Annotated in this window: 16 protein-coding genes; 11 read left to right on the forward strand and 5 right to left on the reverse strand. The window is 57.5% G+C overall.

Annotation, left to right across the window (positions count from 1 at the left end; all coding sequences use genetic code 11):
* Together H5395_RS15645 and brnA are read left to right on the forward strand one after the other, a co-directional pair.
* On the forward strand, nt 1-360 hold a 360-nt coding region (locus H5395_RS15645), incomplete at its 5' end, for a BrnT family toxin (protein WP_255440734.1).
* Nucleotides 347-562 carry a type II toxin-antitoxin system BrnA family antitoxin gene (brnA, locus tag H5395_RS15650; protein WP_182793488.1) on the forward strand — a complete coding sequence of 72 codons (216 nt, stop codon included), beginning with the start codon at nt 347-349 and terminating at the stop codon, nt 560-562. The genes H5395_RS15645 and brnA, both read left to right, overlap by 14 nt.
* A 119-nt stretch (nt 563-681) precedes the next feature.
* Here the strand turns inward: brnA and H5395_RS15655 are convergent, their stop codons facing one another.
* From H5395_RS15655 to mobQ, 4 genes are all read right to left on the reverse strand, one after another.
* A complete protein-coding gene (locus tag H5395_RS15655; RefSeq protein ID WP_182793489.1) occupies nt 682-3,489 on the reverse strand; it encodes a BPTD_3080 family restriction endonuclease in 2,808 nt (935 codons plus the stop codon).
* Nucleotides 3,490-3,492: 3 nt separating this feature from the next.
* Nucleotides 3,493-6,573 carry a site-specific DNA-methyltransferase gene (locus H5395_RS15660; protein ID WP_182793490.1) on the reverse strand — a complete coding sequence of 1,027 codons (3,081 nt, stop codon included), beginning with the start codon at nt 6,571-6,573 and terminating at the stop codon, nt 3,493-3,495.
* 283 nt (nt 6,574-6,856) lie between these two features.
* Nucleotides 6,857-7,702, reverse strand: a complete 846-nt coding sequence (locus tag H5395_RS15665; RefSeq protein WP_182793491.1) for a hypothetical protein — start codon at nt 7,700-7,702, stop codon at nt 6,857-6,859.
* A gap of 11 nt (nt 7,703-7,713) precedes the next feature.
* On the reverse strand, nt 7,714-8,898 hold the full coding sequence (gene mobQ / locus H5395_RS15670) for a MobQ family relaxase (protein ID WP_220495082.1): 1,185 nt from the start codon (nt 8,896-8,898) through the stop codon (nt 7,714-7,716).
* Between the two features lie 213 nt (nt 8,899-9,111).
* On the opposite strand from mobQ, the gene H5395_RS15675 reads away from it, so the two are divergent.
* The 7 genes from H5395_RS15675 to H5395_RS15705 all read left to right on the forward strand — a co-directional run bounded on the left by H5395_RS15675 (nt 9,112) and on the right by H5395_RS15705 (nt 16,860).
* Entirely contained in the window at nt 9,112-9,399 is a 288-nt protein-coding gene (locus tag H5395_RS15675; RefSeq protein WP_182793492.1) for a mobilization protein, read from the forward strand.
* Entirely contained in the window at nt 9,396-11,240 is a 1,845-nt protein-coding gene (locus H5395_RS15680; RefSeq protein ID WP_182793493.1) for a type IV secretory system conjugative DNA transfer family protein, read from the forward strand. The genes H5395_RS15675 and H5395_RS15680 overlap by 4 nt, the downstream gene beginning before the upstream one ends.
* 378 nt (nt 11,241-11,618) lie before the next feature.
* Nucleotides 11,619-12,647, forward strand: a complete 1,029-nt coding sequence (locus H5395_RS15685; protein ID WP_182793494.1) for a replication initiator protein A — start codon at nt 11,619-11,621, stop codon at nt 12,645-12,647.
* Between the two features lie 59 nt (nt 12,648-12,706).
* The gene (parA, locus tag H5395_RS15690) at nt 12,707-13,378 is read left to right on the forward strand and encodes a ParA family partition ATPase (RefSeq protein ID WP_182793495.1); all 672 of its coding nucleotides are present in this window, start codon (nt 12,707-12,709) and stop codon (nt 13,376-13,378) included.
* A gap of 350 nt (nt 13,379-13,728) precedes the next feature.
* Nucleotides 13,729-14,415, forward strand: a complete 687-nt coding sequence (locus tag H5395_RS15695; protein WP_182793496.1) for a DNA-processing protein DprA — start codon at nt 13,729-13,731, stop codon at nt 14,413-14,415.
* Between the two features lie 460 nt (nt 14,416-14,875).
* Entirely contained in the window at nt 14,876-15,127 is a 252-nt protein-coding gene (locus H5395_RS19085) for a hypothetical protein (RefSeq protein ID WP_255440736.1), read from the forward strand.
* A gap of 71 nt (nt 15,128-15,198) precedes the next feature.
* Nucleotides 15,199-16,860 (forward strand): AIPR family protein, encoded by a 1,662-nt coding sequence (locus tag H5395_RS15705; RefSeq protein WP_220495083.1) that lies wholly within the window; start codon nt 15,199-15,201, stop codon nt 16,858-16,860.
* Nucleotides 16,861-17,010: 150 nt separating this feature from the next.
* On the opposite strand, the gene H5395_RS15710 is transcribed toward H5395_RS15705, so the two are convergent.
* On the reverse strand, nt 17,011-18,105 hold the full coding sequence (locus H5395_RS15710) for a helix-turn-helix transcriptional regulator (RefSeq protein WP_182793498.1): 1,095 nt from the start codon (nt 18,103-18,105) through the stop codon (nt 17,011-17,013).
* Between the two features lie 220 nt (nt 18,106-18,325).
* Between H5395_RS15710 and H5395_RS15715 the strand changes: the two genes are divergently transcribed.
* Nucleotides 18,326-18,892: a hypothetical protein gene (locus H5395_RS15715; RefSeq protein WP_182793499.1), complete on the forward strand. Its 567-nt coding sequence runs from the start codon at nt 18,326-18,328 to the stop codon at nt 18,890-18,892.
* Between the two features lie 81 nt (nt 18,893-18,973).
* Nucleotides 18,974-19,489 carry a hypothetical protein gene (locus H5395_RS15720; protein WP_182793500.1) on the forward strand — a complete coding sequence of 172 codons (516 nt, stop codon included), beginning with the start codon at nt 18,974-18,976 and terminating at the stop codon, nt 19,487-19,489.
* Nucleotides 19,490-19,749 lie beyond the last annotated feature (260 nt).

A 19,749-nucleotide genomic window follows, 5' to 3' on the forward strand; every position in this document is an offset into this window, starting at 1 on the left:
CCCATCATTGTAGGATTTCCAGTTCGTCGTGCGGTAGCGGGTGGGTTCAGGCCTGGTCATGGCAGGCCCTTAACCCGCTGGACCACTCCAGTGAATCCTTCCGAGGGCAGAGTTCTGCAACAACGCCCCTCGAACCGTGAAAAGCACGGGATCGACTTTGATGAGGCCCAAGCTCTCTGGGATGATCCTTATCTGATCGAGGCCCCCGCCAACGTCACGGATGAGCCGCGCTTTCTGGCGGTCGGCATGATCGGGGCTAGGCATTGGACGGCCGTCTACACATATCGGAGCGACCGGGTGCGGATCATCTCCGTGCGCCGCGCCCGCAAGCAGGAGATCGACCATTATGAAGGCGACTGAATTCGACGAACGCTTCGACGCGGGCGAGGACATGTCTGCCCATGTCGATTGGACCAAGGGGCGCCGCCTCAATGTCGAGGCCAAGCGGGTGAACGTGGATTTCCCGGCATGGGTGGTCGCTAGTCTGGACCGCCAAGCGCAAAAGCTTGGCATCACCCGCCAAGCCCTGATCAAGATGTGGATCGCGGAACGGCTTCAATGATGAAACCAGTCCCGCATTGATGCGGTCTGCCGCAGGGGGAGCCGAAGCTATGCTCTAAGCCAGCTCGAACCCTGCATGACCTTTCTAGCTTTCGACCACGATTGCAGCCTCAATCATCATCAAACCACAGGTGCCGGTTCCGCGGCTGTCGTAGCCACAGCATGCTTTGTAACAATGTCCTGCACATCGCTCGGCCTGAACGCCACGTCCCACGCCCAATGACCGAACCCTCCGAACGAGTTCACAGCTCGGACCCATTCATTCAGTGCGGCGCGTTTGGCCTTGTTCTGCGGACTGTCGACGCCCTTGATCTCGAGCGCCAGCGTCGTGCCGTTGGCAAGGCGGAGGAGGAAATCCGGAACATACCGCCGACGTGAACCGGCCCACATATAGTAGATCTGAAAGCCCAAGTGATCGTTCTTGGCGTATGAGAGAATGTCCTCGCGCTTCTCAAAGACATTGGCCGCATGGCCTTCCCAAGCGGAGTCTCCCACCAGATGGCTAATATGCGACTTGGTGGTCGGAAAGCACGGCTTGGTGGTGTACCAAGTCCGCATCTGGCTGGTGGCGCCGATCGGGTTTTCCTCGTCGAACACCGGCGTCAAGCGTTCCGTATTCTGCTCCGTCACGTTGCTCAGTACATTCTGAACGACGAGGTCGATGTTGAGCGCGATAAGAATTCGCCGCCGAAGCGGGTCGGAGTGAAACAGCGACGGGATCTCGAGACGGTCGGAGTTGAGAAACGCCTCGACGATCCTGACCAGCTGCGCCGCCAGATATTCACGGCTGCCTGAAAAACCATGGCTGAGCTCGGCAAAGGCTTTTCTGGCGGCCTGAAAAACGAGGCGTTGCAGGCGGAAGCCATCCGGTAGCTTCTCAAGATCGATGGAAGTGACCTTGCCCATGTCTGTCGCCCCGCCAAGCGCCGGGGCGAGTTCGGCGCTGATCGGTGTGCTTGCAGGATCGAGGACGAGTGGCTGCACAACACTCCAGTCGATGGTGAGCTCTGGTTTGACGACCGTTTCGACACGCAGCACGTTTGGCCAGCGAAGTTCCAGATCTGCCCGCTCGGGCACGACTTCGATCTGCGTCGTCGGCTTCGGAGGCGGCGGAGCGTCGCCACCTTCTCCGGTTTCCGAGATCGAGAGCGGCACGCCGAAGACGTTGACGTATTCGGGCAAGAACAGACCGTTCTCGTCTGTGTCATAGGACACTCGACGCAATCCACGCCCGACGACCTGCTCGCACAGCAGCTGGGATGTGAAGGCCCGGAGCCCCATAATGTGCGTGACGTTCTTGGCGTCCCATCCCTCCGACAGCATCGCCACCGAAACGACGTTCTGCAGATCCTGACCGGCCGCACCGCGTTTCCCGACGTTGTCCACTATCTCGCGCAGCAATTCCTCCTTCCTTAGGGCGAGGAACTGTTGACGCCGGGTTTCCGGGATGGTCGCCGCGTCGACGATTGCCTTCAGTCGTGCCTCGTAATCCTTGTCGGAAGTCGAGGTTTCGCCGATCTCGGCCTTTTCCAGAACTCTGGAGTCGACCCGAAGTGTCCGGGTCGGTGCATGCAACTCGGGCCAGTGCGCATCACCCTTGTTGAAGTAGGTCTCAATGCGCGCTGCGGTCTCGGTGCGGTTGCAAACCGTCAGCATGACGGGCGGGGAATGATGCCCGGCCTCCCGCCAACGCGTCCGGGTTTCCTGCCAGTCGGCGCCAAGCAGCGTATAGGCGTCCTGAACCAGCTTGGGTAGCGCCTCATAGGCTTCGGCCTTGCGGTTCAGGTCTTCGGAGACGGTCGGGTCGCGGTAAATGTGGTAGAGTTTTGAGCGCAGCGTTTTCGCGTCGGGAACGGCATCATCGCGCACGACGACCCGCGGCGTTTTCACCAGCCCGGCCTCAATCGCGTCGTTCAATCCGAAATCCGAGACGATCCAGTCGAACAGCGCCGTGTCGGTGCTAGCTTTGCCGGTCGGCGCAAAGGGCGTGGCCGACAGGTCAAAACAGCGCTGGATGCGCCGGGTCTTGTGGATGCGGTCCAGACCCTCGATCCAGCGCGTCGCCTCGTCAAGGTCGATACCCTGCTCCTCGGCTACCTTCTTGCTGATCTTCACCTCGGGTGGTTTGCGATAGGCGTGGTGCGCCTCGTCGTTGATGACGATGATGTCCTTGTGCGCCGCCAGCTTGCCCAACACCCGCCGCGTGAAGGCCTCGTCGGACTCGCGCCCCTTCTTGACGACCGAGCGGTCCGCTTCCTTCAGCGGCATCAGCGTGTGCCAGTTCTCGATCAGCACCTCGGCGTGGTTCAGCTTCTGACGCAAGGCCTCGGAGGGGCACAGGTTGAACTCGTCGTAGTAGCTGCCCTCGCGGGGGATCAGCACCTGAAGCCGTTCCCTCACCGTCAGGCCCGGCGCCACGATGAACACGGCGCGGCTGAAATCCTTGTTGCGCTTCGGATAGGTCAGCGCGTTCAACACCTGCCACGTAATGATCATCGCCATCACTGTGGTCTTGCCGGACCCCGTCGCCATCTTGTTGCAGAGCCGCTCCCACACTCCGCCATCGCCCGGGATTGCGATGCCCTGCTTGTAGGCTTCGGCGCCCTCGACCCACCAGATCAACGTCTCGATCGCCTCGAGCTGGCAAAAGTAGAACGGATGCTGCCGCGCTTCACGGTCGTGCCAGTGCTCCAGCAGCTTGCGGGTGACGATAGTCACCCCTGGCCAGCCATCCTCGCGCCACTGATCCACGCGCGTGCGGATTGTGTTCACCAAATCCAGCACCTCGGTGCGCTTAGTGTTGTTGCGCGCGTCAAAGACGTCATAGCTCGCCGGCCGTCGCTCCGGCTTGATCTCCAGCTTGCCGCCCTTGCCTTCGACCCAGTGCTGCGCCGGGCATTCCCACGGCCTGTTGATGATAAGTGACATGGGTCAGTCCTCGAGCCGCATAATCTTCAGCGACTCGATTCCACGGTCGTCCACGATTTTAATAGCGATGCGCCGGTTTTCGCCCGCCTCGAAGGGCAGCGACACCGAGCCGTGGAACTGCTCCAGCAGGTCTTCGTCCAGTTCTGCGCGCACAGTCTTGCGCAGGCGGTTCCAGCCGCCTTTGGCATCCGCCATCGGGAAGAACACCTGATGCGGCATCAGCGAGCGGTTGTCGTAATCCACGTCCAACGACCACATGGCGATCTGCTTTGTACCGCCGGAAACCAGATCCCCCTTGCGCGGGTCGAAATAGTCGAAGCCGTTGACCTCGACCTCCCACAGGCCGTCCTTACGTTTGCGCAGGTCCACATCGGGCTGGCCCATCAGCCAGAACGACTGGTTGGAGCTACGGCCCTTCTTCAGATCCTCGGTCAAGAGGTCGGTGTTCATCTGCGCCTTGAGCAGCGTCACGCCCGGCCAGTTTACCTCGTCGATGTCCTTCGCCGCCTCGGGGTCGAAGGTGAAGGCGCAGAACAGGATGAACTTGGGTGACGGGCGCAGGGTCTCAACCTCGGTCAGTGCCAGCTCCACCTGCCGCTGCTCCAGTGCCGCGTGTTCGGGGCCGAAGCTAACGACGACGCGCTCGCCCGTCTCGGCCATAGATCCACTGGCGTGGATGTGTTTCAGCCCCGGCAGCGTCTCGAACTCGGCGAAGCGGAGCATGGCGCCGCCCTTGCCGCGCACGCCGGTCTTCAGGAGTTCGTCGCGCCACAGCGCCTGGCGGGAGGTCTCGCCAGAGCGGGCGACGGTCTCGTCGGCCTCTTGCGGCGGAATGCTGTCGTCCAGCGACAGGACGGTCGGCGCCGGGACCGCTTCGACCGAGAACGGCCCACAGATGCGCAGCTTGGATTTGTCGATCCGCGGCTTGTCGTAGAGCGTCTCCTGCTCGGCATGGTCGGAGATGGACTGGTCCATCCGACGTTGCATCGCCTGACGAGCAGCGTGGAAGGCGTCGAAGGAGGCACGGACGGCCTCGGGCCAGTCGTCCGGCCAGTCGAAGGGCACCTCCCATTCGTACAAGTTGTCGCCCTTGGCGAAATCCACCGGCTTGCCCTTGCGCGCACCCTTGAGTGGCTTCGGCGGAGTGGCTGCCAAGGCGGTGTTTAAATCGGCCAGCGCCGTCGCGATCTTCGGGTGGTCTTCGTCATGGATCGCGTCGATGTCGGGGTTATCGGCGATGCTCGTTAGCGTAACATGGGGGATTGTTTCGTAGTCGAAGCCACCCGTCAGCCCCTCATGCGGATACCGCAATGCATAGTAGTCAAAGCTGGCGGTCATCAGCCGCTGCTTGGCCAGCGTGATCGCCACACGCGAGGTATCACAGGTAATCCAGCGCCGCCCCCACTTCTCGGCCACGAAGGCGGTGGTGCCGGAGCCGCAGGTAGGATCGAGCACCAGATCGCCGGGATCGGTGGTCATTAGCAGGCAGCGTTCGAGCACATTCATGTTGGTTTGAACCACGTAGACCTTTTCCTTCGAAAAAGTCGACTCCACGGTTCCCTTCCAGACGTTGTCGTAGCGAAGAAGTGGGAAGTCTGAAAATTTCCTTTTCCAGTACTTCTCGTCAATCGTTAATCTTCCAGCTTTCTTCAAACGCGGCACGTGTTCATTAGATTTGAGCTGTGCTGTCTTAATGGGTTCTCCCGTTTCAGGGTCACGAGCATTAAAGACGGACTCAATTTCCCCTTCGCTACGGTCTCGGAAAATTTCTCTGAACTTCAAACTTCCTTGACCCTTGTACCAGATCAGACAATCATAAAGCCGTTGAATCCTCTTCGTGTTTTGATTTGCGGCTGTTTGGAAAAAGATCTCAGCGACAAAATTTTCCTTACCAAGAACTTCATCCATAAGTGAGCGAGCCAAATGCGTGTTCTCATCTCCCATCTGCACAAACACCGACCCACTTTCGGTTAGCAATTCCCGCGCCAACATAAGCCGGTCGCGCAGGTAGGTGAGGTAGGAGTGGATGCCGAGCTCCCAAGTGTCCCGGAACGCCTTGATCATCTCGGGTTCCTGGGTGAGGTCGTCGTCCGAGCGATCCTTCACGTCGCGCTTGTTCGTGAATGGCTGAAAGTTCGAGCCGTATTTGATGCCGTAGGGCGGATCGATGTAAATCATCTGAACCTTGCCGCCCATGCTTTCCTTGGTCAGGAGCGAGTTCATCACCAAGAGGCTGTCGCCCGCCACCAGCCGGTTCGACCAGCCCTTTTCGTGGTGGTAGAAATCCAGCGCCTGGCGCAGCGGCAGGTTCTCGAACGGCGCCGCGAATAGGTCCGGCTGCCGCCATTGCGTTGAAGCATCCTTGCCCTTCAGCCGCTTCGCCACGTTGGCGAGGATCGTCGCCGGGTCCACCCGTTCATGGACATGGAGCGAGACGGTATCCACTTCGACGCTGGTCCGTTCCGCCTTGCCCGTCCAGTTGAGATAGGGCGCCTGCAGCCGCTTCAGCTCCTGCAACGCGTCCTTCATGCGTTCAGGGTCAGCGCTGGCCAGCGCATCATCGATCAGCTTTTCGATCCCTGCCCGTGCGCTGTCAAAGTTCAGCACCGGATCCAGATGAGGATCATAGGCCCAGACCGTCTTTTCGCCATCCGGATCGGTGCCAGCATGGACCATCCCCACCTCGGGATTGTTCATCCGCATCTCACCATGACGATAGCTGAGCACCTGCATTGGACCGTTCGGCTTGCGCATAGCCTTTTTGCTGCGAGGGGCTGCGCGCTGCTGTGGCTCCGGCTCGTCGGTCAGGGTCAGTTCGAAGCCGTCCCCCTCATCATCGGCATCCGCATCATCGCCGTCGTCCTCATCCTCAGCCTCCTTGACCAAGCGCATGATCGACCCGCCGCGCCCACGGCCGCGGGCCAGAACCCCATTGTCCACCAGCGCATCGCGCGCCGCGAAATAATCGTCATCGGAGAGCTCAGGCAAACGCTCACGCAGCAAGGCCATCATCGTGCCGTTGCCGATGGATGCGCCGTCTTCAGGGGTCAGGGAGAGGATCAGGTGGGAGATGGTATCAGGCATGCAGGCAAAGGGCTCACAGGAAATTGCGTTTGGGCAAGCCTATCGCAGCAGTTGTGAAGTTGCACTCTTATTCACTTGTCGTGTGAACGCCTGACCACGATCCCAAATCGGCATCAGGACTTTGTGTCTGCGCCACCCTTCGCGACGAGGCGAAAGGGTTTTCGGATCTCAGGCCGCTCTGGCTGGTCTTTCCAAAGCCACTGAATCAATCGACTGCACTGAACTCGATCACCTGACCGCCGAAGCTCAGCTTCTGCAGGCACGGCGTGATGTAAAGATACTTCTACTTTTCGGCCCAATTCGCCACGTCCCGATCAAGCTTCAACAGCTCTTCCATCATGAGGGGCGTTGCTTCTTTGATCCCCGCCATTTCTTCAAGACCAGCGCATTCGGCATTATCAAATACAAGCCGACACGGATACACCCGCGCTCCGGGCGCATGGGACGAAAGCGGGCTGAAAAACTTGTATACGAACACTGCCTTCCCGTTGGCACGAGCAAAAAGCTTGCCCAGCTTGCCCGCTTTTTTCATATCCATCCGACCCGCAAGGTATTTCGCCAGCCCAAATCCGTTCACAGGCGACAGAACGGTGGATACGCTCAGCGGGTCCTCCACGACACAAACATGAACTTCATCAGAGTGATGTTCGATGATGAGATGCGCCTCAAGAAGGCTGCCACCGATATCAATGGAAACCGTTTCAATGACCCTTTGGACATGATCCGGCTTGTCCAGAGCAAACAGTCCGTTGCCCCACTCTTCCGGTTTCGGGAGCCGCTGATATGACTCGACGCGATCGGCCACGTCCCTGAAGGCCTGGTAAGCCGCGCTTACCTCGTCTTCCGTTGCCTGTGCGCGGATGTCCGGCAGACGCAGTCCGAGTTTCTTCGCGCGAAACCAATGCTGCTCGCGCAGGAATTTTTCATAATCCAGTACGGTTCTGAACTGTGACAGAAATATTTTGGGGATTTCACCGTGGAGCTTGGAAACGACGCTATGAGCATCGTCTGTCCAATCCTGACGCTGCTTATTTTCCAGCTGACCAATGAGCGCCTGCGTCTGATTGAACTTCTTTTCCCAGTTGGGATCGTACCCGTTCATCAACGGCCCGTCTTCAAAATAGCTCATTTGAAATACCCTTATCGCTCCCTCTCTCGATCCCGTCCCGGGCCGGACTGCCGCTCCTGCCCGTCATTTCGATGCCGCCCCAGGATGGCATCGCGGCGCCCTGGGTCAAGCTCGACCGGCGCCGGCCGCTCTCGGCCAACGTCGTTGTCCTGGCGCTGCACCTCGGCCCCGCCGCGTCCCAGCACGGCGGCACGCCGCGCCTCCCTGTCATCCATTCGGTCTGACCGTTCCATCTGGCCCATCACCCTCTCCCTGATTTTGTCCATCGCCGCCTCGGCGCGCTGCCAAAGCTGTCCGATCCGTTCGCGGGCCGCCGCCACAAAGGCCCGGCCCCGCTCGGCCAGCTCAAACCGCAGCTCCAGCTGCCGCCAGCCCAGTTCGCGCCGCTCCGCGTTCCGCGCCTGCGCCGCCCGGAAGGCATTGCCGCGCTCGGTCTCGATCCCACGCTTCTCCAGGGCATTGGCCGCGGGCCCGATCTTCGGTTCGGGCTCGCGTGAGAGCTCGACCACCTTGATCTCCAGCTGGCGCGCGCGCTCCTCCTGCCCCGTGTCCCGCGCCCGGGTGGCCTGCCGCTCCACCTCCGCGCGCTGTACGGGGAGCGATCGATGATCGATCCGCTCGTACCGCCCTGCCCTCTCCAGGGCGGCATTGGCCTCCCGGGCCCAAGCCTCCCGCCAGCCCAGCAGCAGCTCAGGCTCGTTCCAGGACCGGTCCTTCTTGCCAAAGCCGTCGCCGGTCAGCGCGCGCAGTGTCAGCATCACATGGGCATGCGGCTGTCCATGCCCGTCACGCGCCCGTCCCTCGTGAACCGCCAGATCGGCGATCATTCCACGATCGACGAACTGCCGCTGCACAAAGCCACGCAAGAGCTCCAGCCGCTCCCCCCGGTCCAGTTCGCGGGGAAGCGCAACCTCGATCTCACGAGCCAGCTGCGCATCCTTGCGCCGCTCCACGGCCTCCACGGCATTCCACAGCCGGTCCCGATCCCGCATCCAGTCCGGCGCGTTCTCGGGGGCCAGGATCTCCGCATGCACCACCCCACCCTTGCGGCTGTAGTCATGCTCGATCCCCTGGCGCTCGTCCCGCAGCCGCCCCCCGGCCCGGTAGGCCGCAGCGGCCACAGAGGAGCGCCCGCCCTTCCGGCCGATCACCTTGGCGCTGAGATGATAGATTGCCACGCCGACGCTGCCTTTCACGAACAGGGTCCAGCGGCTGTTCCGCTGGCCGCGAGTGCGAGGGCGGGAAGCCCTCGTGCATGCGGCAAAGCCGCATTGGGGGAAGCCGTCCGGCGCGGGGCGAAGCCCCATGAGGACGCGCACATTGCTTTAGCAATGTATAAGCGCGCATTTAAACTTTTCAACGTTAATCTCACCCGCTAAGGTTGCCTCTCACACAACCGGAATATCCTTATGCCTGCTCGGCGTGACCCTCATGGAAGCATCGAAGACCTGATCGCGAAGAAGGCCCGGCTGGATGCCCGGATCGACGCTCTCGATGCGCGGCGTCAGGAGGTTCGAAAGAAGAACGACGACCGGCTCAAGTGGCTGCTCGGATCGCTGGTCTTTGATCGATTGAATGACTCCGCTGCTCTGCGGGACTTCGTGCGTCGTGAGCTGCCGGACCGGATGACCGCGCGCGACCAGGAACGTGGGCTCTGGCATCTCCTGTTTCCTGAAGACGCAGGGGACCAGCCGTGAACCTCCTTCTAGAACCCCGCCACTGGATCATGATGCTCGGAGCGGCCCTGATGGCGGGACTGGCCTTCTGGGGCCTGCCACAGATGCTCCCGATCTACCCGCTGACCCTCTACGCCTTCCCGCTGATTGCCGGGGCTGCGATCCTCGACACGCTGGGAGACGCCTCAGAGGGCCGTAGAGCCCCCTGGAAGCTCGTTGCATGGCTGACCCTCGCCGGAGCGGCCCTCGTCGCCCTGTGGCCCCTCCAGCACGCCTGGGAGGCCCTCTCCGGTACCTATCGGTCCTGGACAGGGACAGGATACCCCCTGCCCCGCGCCGCATGGGAAACTGTCAAAGGCTTCGGGCGGCTCCCGGAATGGCATCAGCAGGCGGTCATGATCGGGGCCGGCCTCGGGCTTGCCGCCCTGGCGCTTGTGATCATCACCCCGCTACGGGCCGCGTTCGATCCACGCATCCGCCGCGACCGCAAATCCCGGTCCGGCCCCTGGCGGGCCGGATGGATGCACCCGCGCGACATCGCCCGCCTGGCCCGCAACAAAACCGGCATGCCGCTGGCGCGCTACAACGGCAAGCTCCTGCGCTACGCCAAGGACGATGCCAAAGGCTGGCGGGGCGGGCATCACCTGGTCGTGTCGGGAACGCGCGGCGGCAAGGGCGTCAGCGCCGTCATCCCCGCGATCCTCGACCATCAGGGGCCGGTCGTGGCGCTCGACATCAAGGGGGAGAACTTCGCCGTCACCCGCCGCTACCGACAGAGCCTCGGTCGGCAGGTTGTCGTGCTGAACCCCTTCGGGATCATCGAAGACCCCTCTGATTGCTTCAATCCCCTCGACTACATCCGCCCGCACGAGTTGTCCCGCGACGTCCCGCTCCTGGCTGACGGTCTGGTCCGGCCCGAAAAAGGCGACGGCGCGCATTTTGCGGAAATGGCACGCGAGCTGGTGGCCGGTGCCATCGAGGTCGTCGTCACTCAGGAAGAGCCCGAAAACCGCAACCTCGTCAGGGTGGCCGATCTCCTGCTGGCCGCCGATCTGGACGATACCCTGCAAGCCTGGGCTGCCAATGCCGATCTGGTCGGGCACCGCCCGGCCCAGATCGCCGCCACGGTGTTGCGCGCCGGGGATCGCGAACGCGGCAGCATCCAGACCTCGATCTCCAAGGCCTTCGCCTGGATGCAGTCGGACGCCATGCGACCCTTCCTGAAAAGCTCCAGCTTTCGCATGGAAGACTTGCTTGATGACAAGCTCGACCTCTTCATCGCGGTGCCGCTGGATCAGATCGACAAGCAGGCCGTGTTCATGCGCCTGTTCATCAACCTCGTGCTCGGCACCGTTGTGCGTGAGGGCGGCCGGCGCAAGGTCAAAGCTCCGATCCTGCTTGTCCTCGATGAGTTCGTGCGCATGGGACGCATGGAGCAGGTCATGAACATCGCCAACGTCGCGGCGGGCGTGGGGTTCGAAGCCCTGTTCGTGACCCAGGATACAGGGCAGGTGGTGGAGGCCTACCAGCAGAACGACGCCCGCAGCATCTTCGGCTCGTGCATCACCAAGCGCATCTTCAACCTCAACGATATCGAAACGGCCGAGTGGGCAGCGCGTCATCTCGGGGAAAGCACGATCTATTCTCAGCAAATCAAGGAAGACAGCGCCCCGCGCGGCGGTCGGGATTTCTCCTACGCCGAGCAGCGCCAGAAGCTCATGACCGCAGACCAGATCATGGGCATGCAAGCCGACGAACTTCTGCTGCTGGTCGGCAACCGCAGCCCCCTGAAGGCCAAGCAGAACCTGTATTTCAAGAGCAAGATCTACCGCGGACGCTTTGATCAGAACCCCCTGAACTGAAAGCAGGACGCTGCTATTGGCCAAAGGCTCGCCTCTCTGAGGGAGTTATATAGAGTTATAATAGAGTTACACCTTGGAAAACTACCGATAAAATACTGAAAAATATTCATATTTTGAGAAGGTTGGTGTGTGAAATGACGAATCTGGGTGTGTGAAATGACGAATCTGGGTGTGTGAAATGACGATAGCTTAGGACAGTTATCCACAGGCTGGCTGGTGTGTGAAATGACGACTCTTGACGGTTGGTGTGTGAAATGACGATGATGAACCATGGTGTGTGAAATGACGTATCGTAAGCTGAGCGAAGGTGTGTGAAATGACGATGATGAACCATGGTGTGTGAAATGACGTATCGTAAGCTGAGCGAAGGTGTGTGAAATGACGAATGCACGCTCCCCGCTCTTGCCGGACCGGCATCCGCAGAAAGACCTGTTCGTTTGCGACATCGTGGACGCGGTGCCGAAGGGCGACATGGCCTCGATGGAACATCCAGTGTTCACCCTCTCGACCAAGCCAGACATGAAGCCGCGACGCTATCAGAATGGTGACAATTCGATTGAGGTTTCACCTTCACGCTACGGGCTGGCCACAGTCCATGACCGTGACGTGCTGATCTACTGTATCAGTCAGTGCATGGCTGCGCTCAATGAAGGTCGCAAAGTCAACCGGTCGATGCGGTTTAAAGCCCATGATTTGCTGGTGGCGACGAACCGTCAGACCTCGGGCCAAGGCTACCAGCTCTTGAAGGATGCGCTGCGGCGGCTGCAAGGCACGCAGATCGAGACGAACATCCGCCAAGGCGGCAAGGAATATTTCAAGGTGTTCGGCCTCATCGAGTCAGCGGAAATCGTTCGGGAGACCCGTGAAGGCCGGATGCTCGATGTCGAGGTCACACTATCGGATTGGGTGTTTGATGCCATCGAGAACAATCATGTTCTGACACTGAGCAAGCAGTATTTTTTCCTCAGAAAACCGCTTGAACGGCGGCTCTATGAGCTCGCCCGCAAGCATTGCGGCGCACAACCCAAGTGGAAGTGCGGGCTTGAGCTTCTGCGCGACAAGTGCGGCTCAGGCTCAACCACAAAGGAATTCAGGCGATTGATTTCGAAGATCATCGAGGATGACGCGGCGCATGACCATCTCCCCGAATACACCATGAGCATCGAAAGCGATAATATTGTCTTTCGCCCCAAGGGGGCTGTGGCGGTGGTCTCCCCCCCCTTTCAGGCGTTGCGGTTCAGAAAACCGGAAACGCATGATGAGGCGCGGCGCCTCGCGCCCGGGTGGGACATCTACGTGCTAGAAAACGAGTGGCGGTCTTGGGTGCGTGACAAGGCTATCAACGTGAAGGATGCGGATAAGCACTTTTTGGCATTCTGCAACAAGCGCGGCGCGTACCGAAACTAAAATGCACAAATGTGGGTTTGTGTATTTACACCTTCCCACGAATGTGGTGAGGTGGATTCATGATCATATCTTTCCTGAACCAAAAAGGCGGCGTCGGCAAAACCACCTTATCGGTGAATGTGGCGGGCTGTTTGGCACGCCAAGGCCATCGGGTGCTGCTGATTGATGCGGACAAGCAAGGCTCGGCCACAACATGGGCGAGCCTGCGCGAAGATGCGCCCTTCCAGGTCGTCAGCATGGCGCGAGCCAACATGGCTCGCGATGCGCTCAAGCTGGCACAAGACTATACGCACACCATCGTTGATGGACCGCCGCACGCGGAAGAGATCGCCCGGTCCTGTATTGTGGCATCTGACTTCGTAGCGTTGCCAATCGAGCCGTCCGGTTTGTCAACCTGGGCATCCGACCTGACAGTGCGCCAAGTCAAAGAAGCGCAAGAATTCAAGCCGTCCCTCAAATGTGGGTTTGTGGTTTCCCGCAAAATAAGGAAAACTGTCATAGGGCGAGATATTCGCAACATGGCTGCCGAGGCGGGTTTGCCAATCCTAGTAAGTGAGATTGAGCAACGAGTGGCCTTCGCTGAAGGTATGACCATGGGGCAAACGATTTTCGAGTGGGCTGGCGATAGCAATGCCGCCCGCGAGATTGAACAACTAACGAAAGAGATTGTGCGGTATGTCGAAGAAGACATTTTCGGCGGCTCCGAAGCCGAAGCAGCAGCCAACGGATGACCAAATCCTTGCGTTTGAACGCGGGGGGACCGGGCATGACACGGCACGAGCGGACAAGCCGGTCGTAAAGACCATGCCGGATGAGCCAACCAAGCGTTTGAGCTTAGATCTTCCAGCGAGCTTGCACACGCGGTTCAAGACAGCGTGCAGTGCGACGGACCGAAAAATGGTTGGTGAGCTGCAAGCCTATATCGAGGCGCGGACACAAGAGCTGGAAGAAGAGGCGGGGATAACCCGAAAATGAACAAAAGCACAAATGTGGTTTTGTGTGAAGCATTGCGCAAACGGGATTTGTGTTGTAAAAATAAAGGGGAGGGCGGTGAAGTAAGAAACTTCACCGCATGATGAGAATGCACACAGAGCTGAAGACGAGAGAAGCCCTTGGGCCATTCGGCCCGATCGAAGAAAAGAACGCACCAGACGTGTTGTACACGGTAGGTGATACGTCCCTTTTGACTGAAGGCTCGCGCGTGGCGATTGTCGGCTCCAGGAAAGCCACTCCGAACGGTATCAAACGCGCGCAGGCAGTCACCCGTGCCTTGGTGCAGCAGGGTATCATCGTTGTCAGCGGCCTGGCCGAAGGCATCGACACAGTAGCGCACAGGACGGCGATAGAAGAGGGCGGGCGCACTATAGCGGTGCTCGGCACGCCCTTATCCAAGGCGTACCCGGCCAAGAATGCCAGTCTACTTGAAGAGATTAAGCGCGATCACTTGGCGATTTCACAGTTTCCCGAAGGCTATCCAAGCAAGGGCGAGAATTTCCCGCGCCGCAACCGCACGATGGCGCTCATCTGCGATGCGACCATCGTGATCGAGGCAAGCGAGAAGAGCGGGACACGCCACCAGGGATGGGAAGCTATCCGGCTTGGCCGCGATCTCTACCTGCTTGAGAACGTCGCAACCAATCCGAACCTGACTTGGCCGAAGCAGCTTATCGAGTACGGGGCACAAATCCTGCGTCGTGAAGACCTGCCCGAAATCCTCCTCGATATTCCGAACTACACTGCCGGAGGCGTTCGTGCCTTCGAGCTATGAGTACGGCACCTTCGCCAATTATTCCCCACGCGGTAGGTCGGAGCTATCTGTAACCTCCCGAAAAGCTTGTGGCGCGATCAAGGCTGGCCGGGTCGATGTCATCGCCTCGGCCGTTCCGCACCTGCAAGACCCAAAGGCAGACGGCGTTGATGATGTAACCGCCCCCCGGCGGCATCTCTGTGTCAAGGTGGGTCTGCGACAATCTACACAGGGAGGCGGTTACATCATCAACGCCCAGGCAGACGCTCTGCGGCCTTTTCTCGGGCCCGATGTCACTCTAGTGCCGGTGCCCCGATCTGCGCCGCTCCCGGAAGGGGCGCTCTGGCCTGCGAAGGTCATTTGCGATGTTTTGCACGAGCAAGGGTTTGGGGGCGAAGTCCAAACCTACCTGAAACGAACGAGGGCTGTGCCCCGTTCATCGAATTCACCGGCTGCGGAGAGGCCGCTTGTACCAGTTCACATGAGCAGCATCGAGGCGGAGAGACCGTTTTTTGTACCGAACAAAATCACCATTGTGGATGATGTCCTCACCATGGGCCGAACAAGCTTCGCCTGTGCAGAGCTGTTGCGAGCTGTTTGTCCGAACGCAGAAATTCGAATCTTCGCAATGATCCGCACCCAAGGCCTGCAAGAAGAGATTGAAAAAATTGTCGATCCAGCTACTGGCATCGTCATTGGCTATCCATCAGGCAAGACGCACCGTGATCCGTAAAAGGAAAAATGTGGATTTGTACGTTGGCAGATTAAAGACATGGGGATCAGATCGTGAAGCCAATTTCGAAGATGGACTGGGACATCATTGATGCCCGTGTCACTAAAGCATGCGACCGACATAAGTTTCAAAAAAAGACGGCAGGCTTCTTAGCAATCGTCATTGATCAGATTTTCCCTGGTCATGAAGACCAGTTGCAAGAGATCATAACAGACGGCCCTGACGACAAGGGCGTGGACGCTATCCACATTGTGGAAGGTGAAAGTAGCGCGGAAGTCTTTCTTTTTCAATCCAAGTACAGAGAAAGCCATGGCACTTGCCACAAGACTATCAATGACGCGGAAGTACTGAAGATTGCGTTGTTCTTGAATGAGCTGTTCGACAAGTCGGATAGTCTCGCGGGCAGCGGAAACTTCCAATTACAGGAGGCAGTTCGCCGTATTTGGGAGCTGCACGACAAGGGAAAGATTTGCCGTTACAAGGTGATATTCTGCTCGAACGGGGTAGGGTTTTCGGTATCCGCTCAAGGTATCGCTGAGAGCGTCAAGGCGTCCAATTCGTCGATCTCGTTCGAGTTCTACAGTGGGCACGACGTTGTGCAGGCCATGGCCATCGAGGGGCGCAATGCGGAAGATGGTCAGCTTCAGGTGATAAGCAGAGAGATTTTAGAGCGATCTGATGGTGATGTGCGGGGAGCAATCGCATCGGTCGATGCTCAGTCCTTTGTGGACTTGATCACCGCTGAGGACGGAGAGACGATCAAACGGCACTTGTTCGATGACAACCTGCGCGTCTTTTTGGGTGCGAAAGGCGGTTACAATCAGGATATTATTTCGACGGCAACTTCCAGCGATAGCTACCTTTTTTGGTATCTAAATAACGGGGTGACGATCACCTGTAAGAGCTTTTCTTACAATAAGGGCCATACCAACCCCAAGCTAGTTTTTAAGGATTTCCAGATAGTTAACGGAGCACAAACGTCACACTCTCTTGTCGAAGCCGCACGGACAAATCCAGCGGCACTTTCCGATGTTGTCATAATGGTTCGTATGTACGCAACAGATCGAGCGGACATCGCAGAAAGGGTGGCGGTTGCGACCAACAGTCAGGCGCGAATTCAGAGCCGCGATCTGATGTCAAACCATGCGACTCTGAAGAAGCTGGAACTGGCCTTTAAGGAATGCGGCTACTTCTTCGAGCGGAAGAGAAATATGCATTCAGATAAACCAGAAGAGAAGAGAATTGACGCCCTGAAGCTTGGCCAAATAATCCTTTCATTTGAGCTGCGCGAGCCGGACAAAGCAAAGACGGAGTCAGATTCTATTTTTGACTCGCATTTCCATCATATTTTCGGAAGCCGACAAAGTATTGACGAGTTGATCCGGCTCTACCAGATTTACGAGATCATCGAAGAGATGCGGAACAAGTATCAAGCCGAGTTCGCGGCATCACCTGAAACCGGGCATGAGCATCAATACCTAGTTTATGGCCATTGGTATGTGCTCTTCGCCTGCAAGTTGCTACACGTGAAATCGCAGCAAGCGCAGCTTCCGACTGGCGATGAAGCACGTGCGCTTGTTGAAGAGGCTATCCGCAGAGTGGCCGCCGCTTGTAGCCAGCAAAAGGCGGTAGCGCATTACCAAATGTTCCGCAGTCCTCGAACCAAGGAGCGCATCCTTGGCGAGATTAGCGCCAAGCAGAGCGACTTCTTCGACCTACTGGCTGTATCGTAAAAGCAACCTCATGCGAGCTTTTGGTTAGTAGCTCGCATCACGACGAGAGCAGTCCTTCATGGGCGCTCAGCAGAGAACGCCGCGCTCTCAAGGGCCTCGATGAATTCGTGGAAGCTGGCAGCAACCTCAGTCTCGGAATACTAGTACGACTCAATTGCCACACCGAGTACCAAGCACTAGCGCAGTGAGCGCCGCACGATTATGAATTCCACATTTCGCGTAAATTGCCTGCACTTGGCTCCGAACTGTGGCAAGGCTTACGCTTCGCTGCTTAGCGATCAACGCTGTTGCTTTGCCCTGAGCTATCGCCTCCGCGACTTCTTGTTCAGCTGCGGTTAGGCCGAAAATGCCAAGCCTTGAAGCTGCCTTGGCCGAAGACGAACACTCAATGACGCAGAGAATGCTTCTCTGCGGCAAGTTTAGGAGGCTCGCAAGTGGCCAATCCTGGACACGAGTGTAGTCGAGGCCGACGAGATAAAGCGAAGGCCATTCATTGCTCTCCGGTACTCTTAGCGCCAGTGGTCCATCACTCCGGATAAGTTCGCTTAACCCGCGTGCAAGTGCTCGCTCAGCTAGTTCGGACCTCAAGGCGAAGCGGCCAAGACGATCGACCCGACATAGACCTCCTGCCGCTAGCAGTCTTTCGCCAGCCTCATCGGTAAATGCAACCGTTCGGTCATGCCGCAAGAGGATTAGCGCGGCCCCCGAACTGCCGGCACCCTCATCAGCGGCCTCGAACCGGAGCCGCGGCTCGAACATGGTTTGGGCAAGCCGCCATGCCAAAGTGAGATGAGGAGTGAGCCGACCCATGAGTTCAATCAGCTTAGGTTGCTTGTTTTCCTGGTCACGCTCTCGGACATTGCCACCGAACATGAAAGGTCCAGATGGCGTGCGGCCAATTACAACCCCAGCACCGACACTAATATTCTCCTGCGGGCGCACCCATTCTTCGTAAAAAACAGTTCTCTTCAGCTCCCCCACTGTGCAAAGTTCTTGGCTTGGTAACACAACCCCTACGGGTGCGCGGATGATCGTTTTGGTCCAAGGGTTGAGACGTCCAAGGCCGCGATGATATCTTAAGATCATTTCCGGGTCATATCCTGTAGTTGCGCCGACATTCGACCCGGCGGTATCGGTCCAGCCGTGTATCTGCATCCGCGCACCGCCGATCTCGGCCGCCGCCATATTAATGAATTTTTCCCAGCAAGACGTATCCAGCAGCGCCGAGTAGATCAGGGCTGTCAAGGCCCGCTCAGTGCAATGATGCATGACGGTCTCCGTTCGCTCTAACCTGTGATGAGTATGTTATCCGTTTTTAATCGCTTGTCATCAAAATTGATGATGACAGGCTGGCAGCCCTCTGTACGCTTATTGAACTAGACGCGTATTACGCACCCAGGTGACGACAGCGGATAAATCGTTATCGTCATGAGTATGGTGCCCGAACAAAACGGAGGTTTTTGTTATGCCCGAGGTCATGATAGATGCGGAACTTCATATTGCTCCCGAAGAATGGGAGAGAGAAGATTCCAATATAGTCGAATCGCCTAGCGTAAATCTCAACAAATTAGATATTAGCTTCCCAAAATCTTTAGAGATTAACGAAGATGAATCTAACTTTGCTGCGTCAAATACTGAAATCATTAATAAAAAGATAGCCTCATGGAAAGACCCACTCACGCCTCCGCACGTTAAGCTTACTTGTGTAAAATGGGCTTATCCTTGGCCAGGAGCCAAAATATGCATCGGGCACAAGTATGAATTCCGCTGGATGTACTGCGAAGTTAGGCTAGTAGTTACAGGTCCTTCAGCAGATGGCCTCAAGAACGTAGTAAATGATTGCTTGCAGACTTCTGCGGTTGTGGCTGCTGCCGCCGCGATCATTGCGGCAGTCGGTACGGGTGGTGCCGCCCTTCCCGCTGCAAAGGCAGCTTTTCTGAAGATTTTCGAAATATGCTTAAAAAGCAAGCTTGCTGGCGCTGCCATAGGAGTTAATCTAGAGCAGTCATGCGCATGGGGAGATTGGGAATAACATAAATTTAAAGTTAATAGAATCAGGGCTTTGGTACAAAATAGCTAACATAGCATTTGCATCGCAAGGAAGGGAAGGAAAATGAAAATTTTTGGAACAATGATCGCGTGTTTCATAGGTTCCTTCCCCCCTATCGCTTACGCTCAGGAACAGACTGCAAAGATAGCTCAAGTAAATCATGCGCTATACGAAATTAACGAAGAGACTCCTCGCTCTCTTACCATCTTAGCCGTTGGTAAGGTGCCTACATCTGGCTGGAAAAATGCAAAATTAGTTCCGTACGCGTACCCAGTTTTGCCGGATGATGGGATACTAGATGTAGATTTCGTTGCCGATGCTCCAAATGGTTATGTGCTAAAAATAATTATGGATGTTGACGCAAAATTAACAGGTATAATTGACCCGCACATGAAAGGCATTAGGGTGCATTCGTCCACAAATTCAATCGAAATCCTTTTTGACCATCAGCAGATGCCGAGTGCAGAGATGTCCAACTTGAAGCCTTTCAACGGCGAACTTCCATGGCCTTTTAGTAGTGGAGTCGATTTACTCTCGATACGTCGCCCCCAGCATAATCAAGATGCGATCGAAAGGTAGGCGGACAGTAAGAGATATGGATTTTCTCGTGATTATAAATTTAAATTTATTTATGCTTTAGATTCTTGCTCAAAAGGCGCAAAAGCCTCTGCAATCTGCTGAACGACAGCTTCGTTCCTATTGCTGACTTCAAGGGCGTTGTTGCAGAACTCTGCCGCTAGTGGCGACTTCCCCTTTCCCTTTTGACGTCAGGCCGCGCGTTCGATTTCGGCCGTGCCGAGTGCATTGAAGCGGTTCATCAGTGCAATGCGGACGTGGAT

The sequence above is a fragment of the Paracoccus sp. MC1854 genome, from assembly GCF_014164635.1.
Lineage (GTDB): Bacteria > Pseudomonadota > Alphaproteobacteria > Rhodobacterales > Rhodobacteraceae > Paracoccus.

What these genes read in the sequence shown, in the direction of transcription:
- H5395_RS15715 (WP_182793499.1), top strand. Translation starts at nt 18,326, where the DNA reads ATGCCCGAGGTCATGATAGATGCGGAACTTCATATTGCTCCCGAAGAA.
- H5395_RS19085 (WP_255440736.1), top strand. Translation starts at nt 14,876, where the DNA reads ATGAGCAGCATCGAGGCGGAGAGACCGTTTTTTGTACCGAACAAAATC.
- H5395_RS15720 (WP_182793500.1), top strand. Translation starts at nt 18,974, where the DNA reads ATGAAAATTTTTGGAACAATGATCGCGTGTTTCATAGGTTCCTTCCCC.
- H5395_RS15665 (WP_182793491.1), bottom strand. Translation starts at nt 7,702, where the DNA reads ATGAGCTATTTTGAAGACGGGCCGTTGATGAACGGGTACGATCCCAAC.
- H5395_RS15660 (WP_182793490.1), bottom strand. Translation starts at nt 6,573, where the DNA reads ATGCCTGATACCATCTCCCACCTGATCCTCTCCCTGACCCCTGAAGAC.
- H5395_RS15655 (WP_182793489.1), bottom strand. Translation starts at nt 3,489, where the DNA reads ATGTCACTTATCATCAACAGGCCGTGGGAATGCCCGGCGCAGCACTGG.
- H5395_RS15695 (WP_182793496.1), top strand. Translation starts at nt 13,729, where the DNA reads ATGCACACAGAGCTGAAGACGAGAGAAGCCCTTGGGCCATTCGGCCCG.
- H5395_RS15705 (WP_220495083.1), top strand. Translation starts at nt 15,199, where the DNA reads ATGGACTGGGACATCATTGATGCCCGTGTCACTAAAGCATGCGACCGA.
- H5395_RS15675 (WP_182793492.1), top strand. Translation starts at nt 9,112, where the DNA reads ATGCCTGCTCGGCGTGACCCTCATGGAAGCATCGAAGACCTGATCGCG.
- H5395_RS15685 (WP_182793494.1), top strand. Translation starts at nt 11,619, where the DNA reads ATGACGAATGCACGCTCCCCGCTCTTGCCGGACCGGCATCCGCAGAAA.
- brnA (WP_182793488.1), top strand. Translation starts at nt 347, where the DNA reads ATGAAGGCGACTGAATTCGACGAACGCTTCGACGCGGGCGAGGACATG.
- parA (WP_182793495.1), top strand. Translation starts at nt 12,707, where the DNA reads ATGATCATATCTTTCCTGAACCAAAAAGGCGGCGTCGGCAAAACCACC.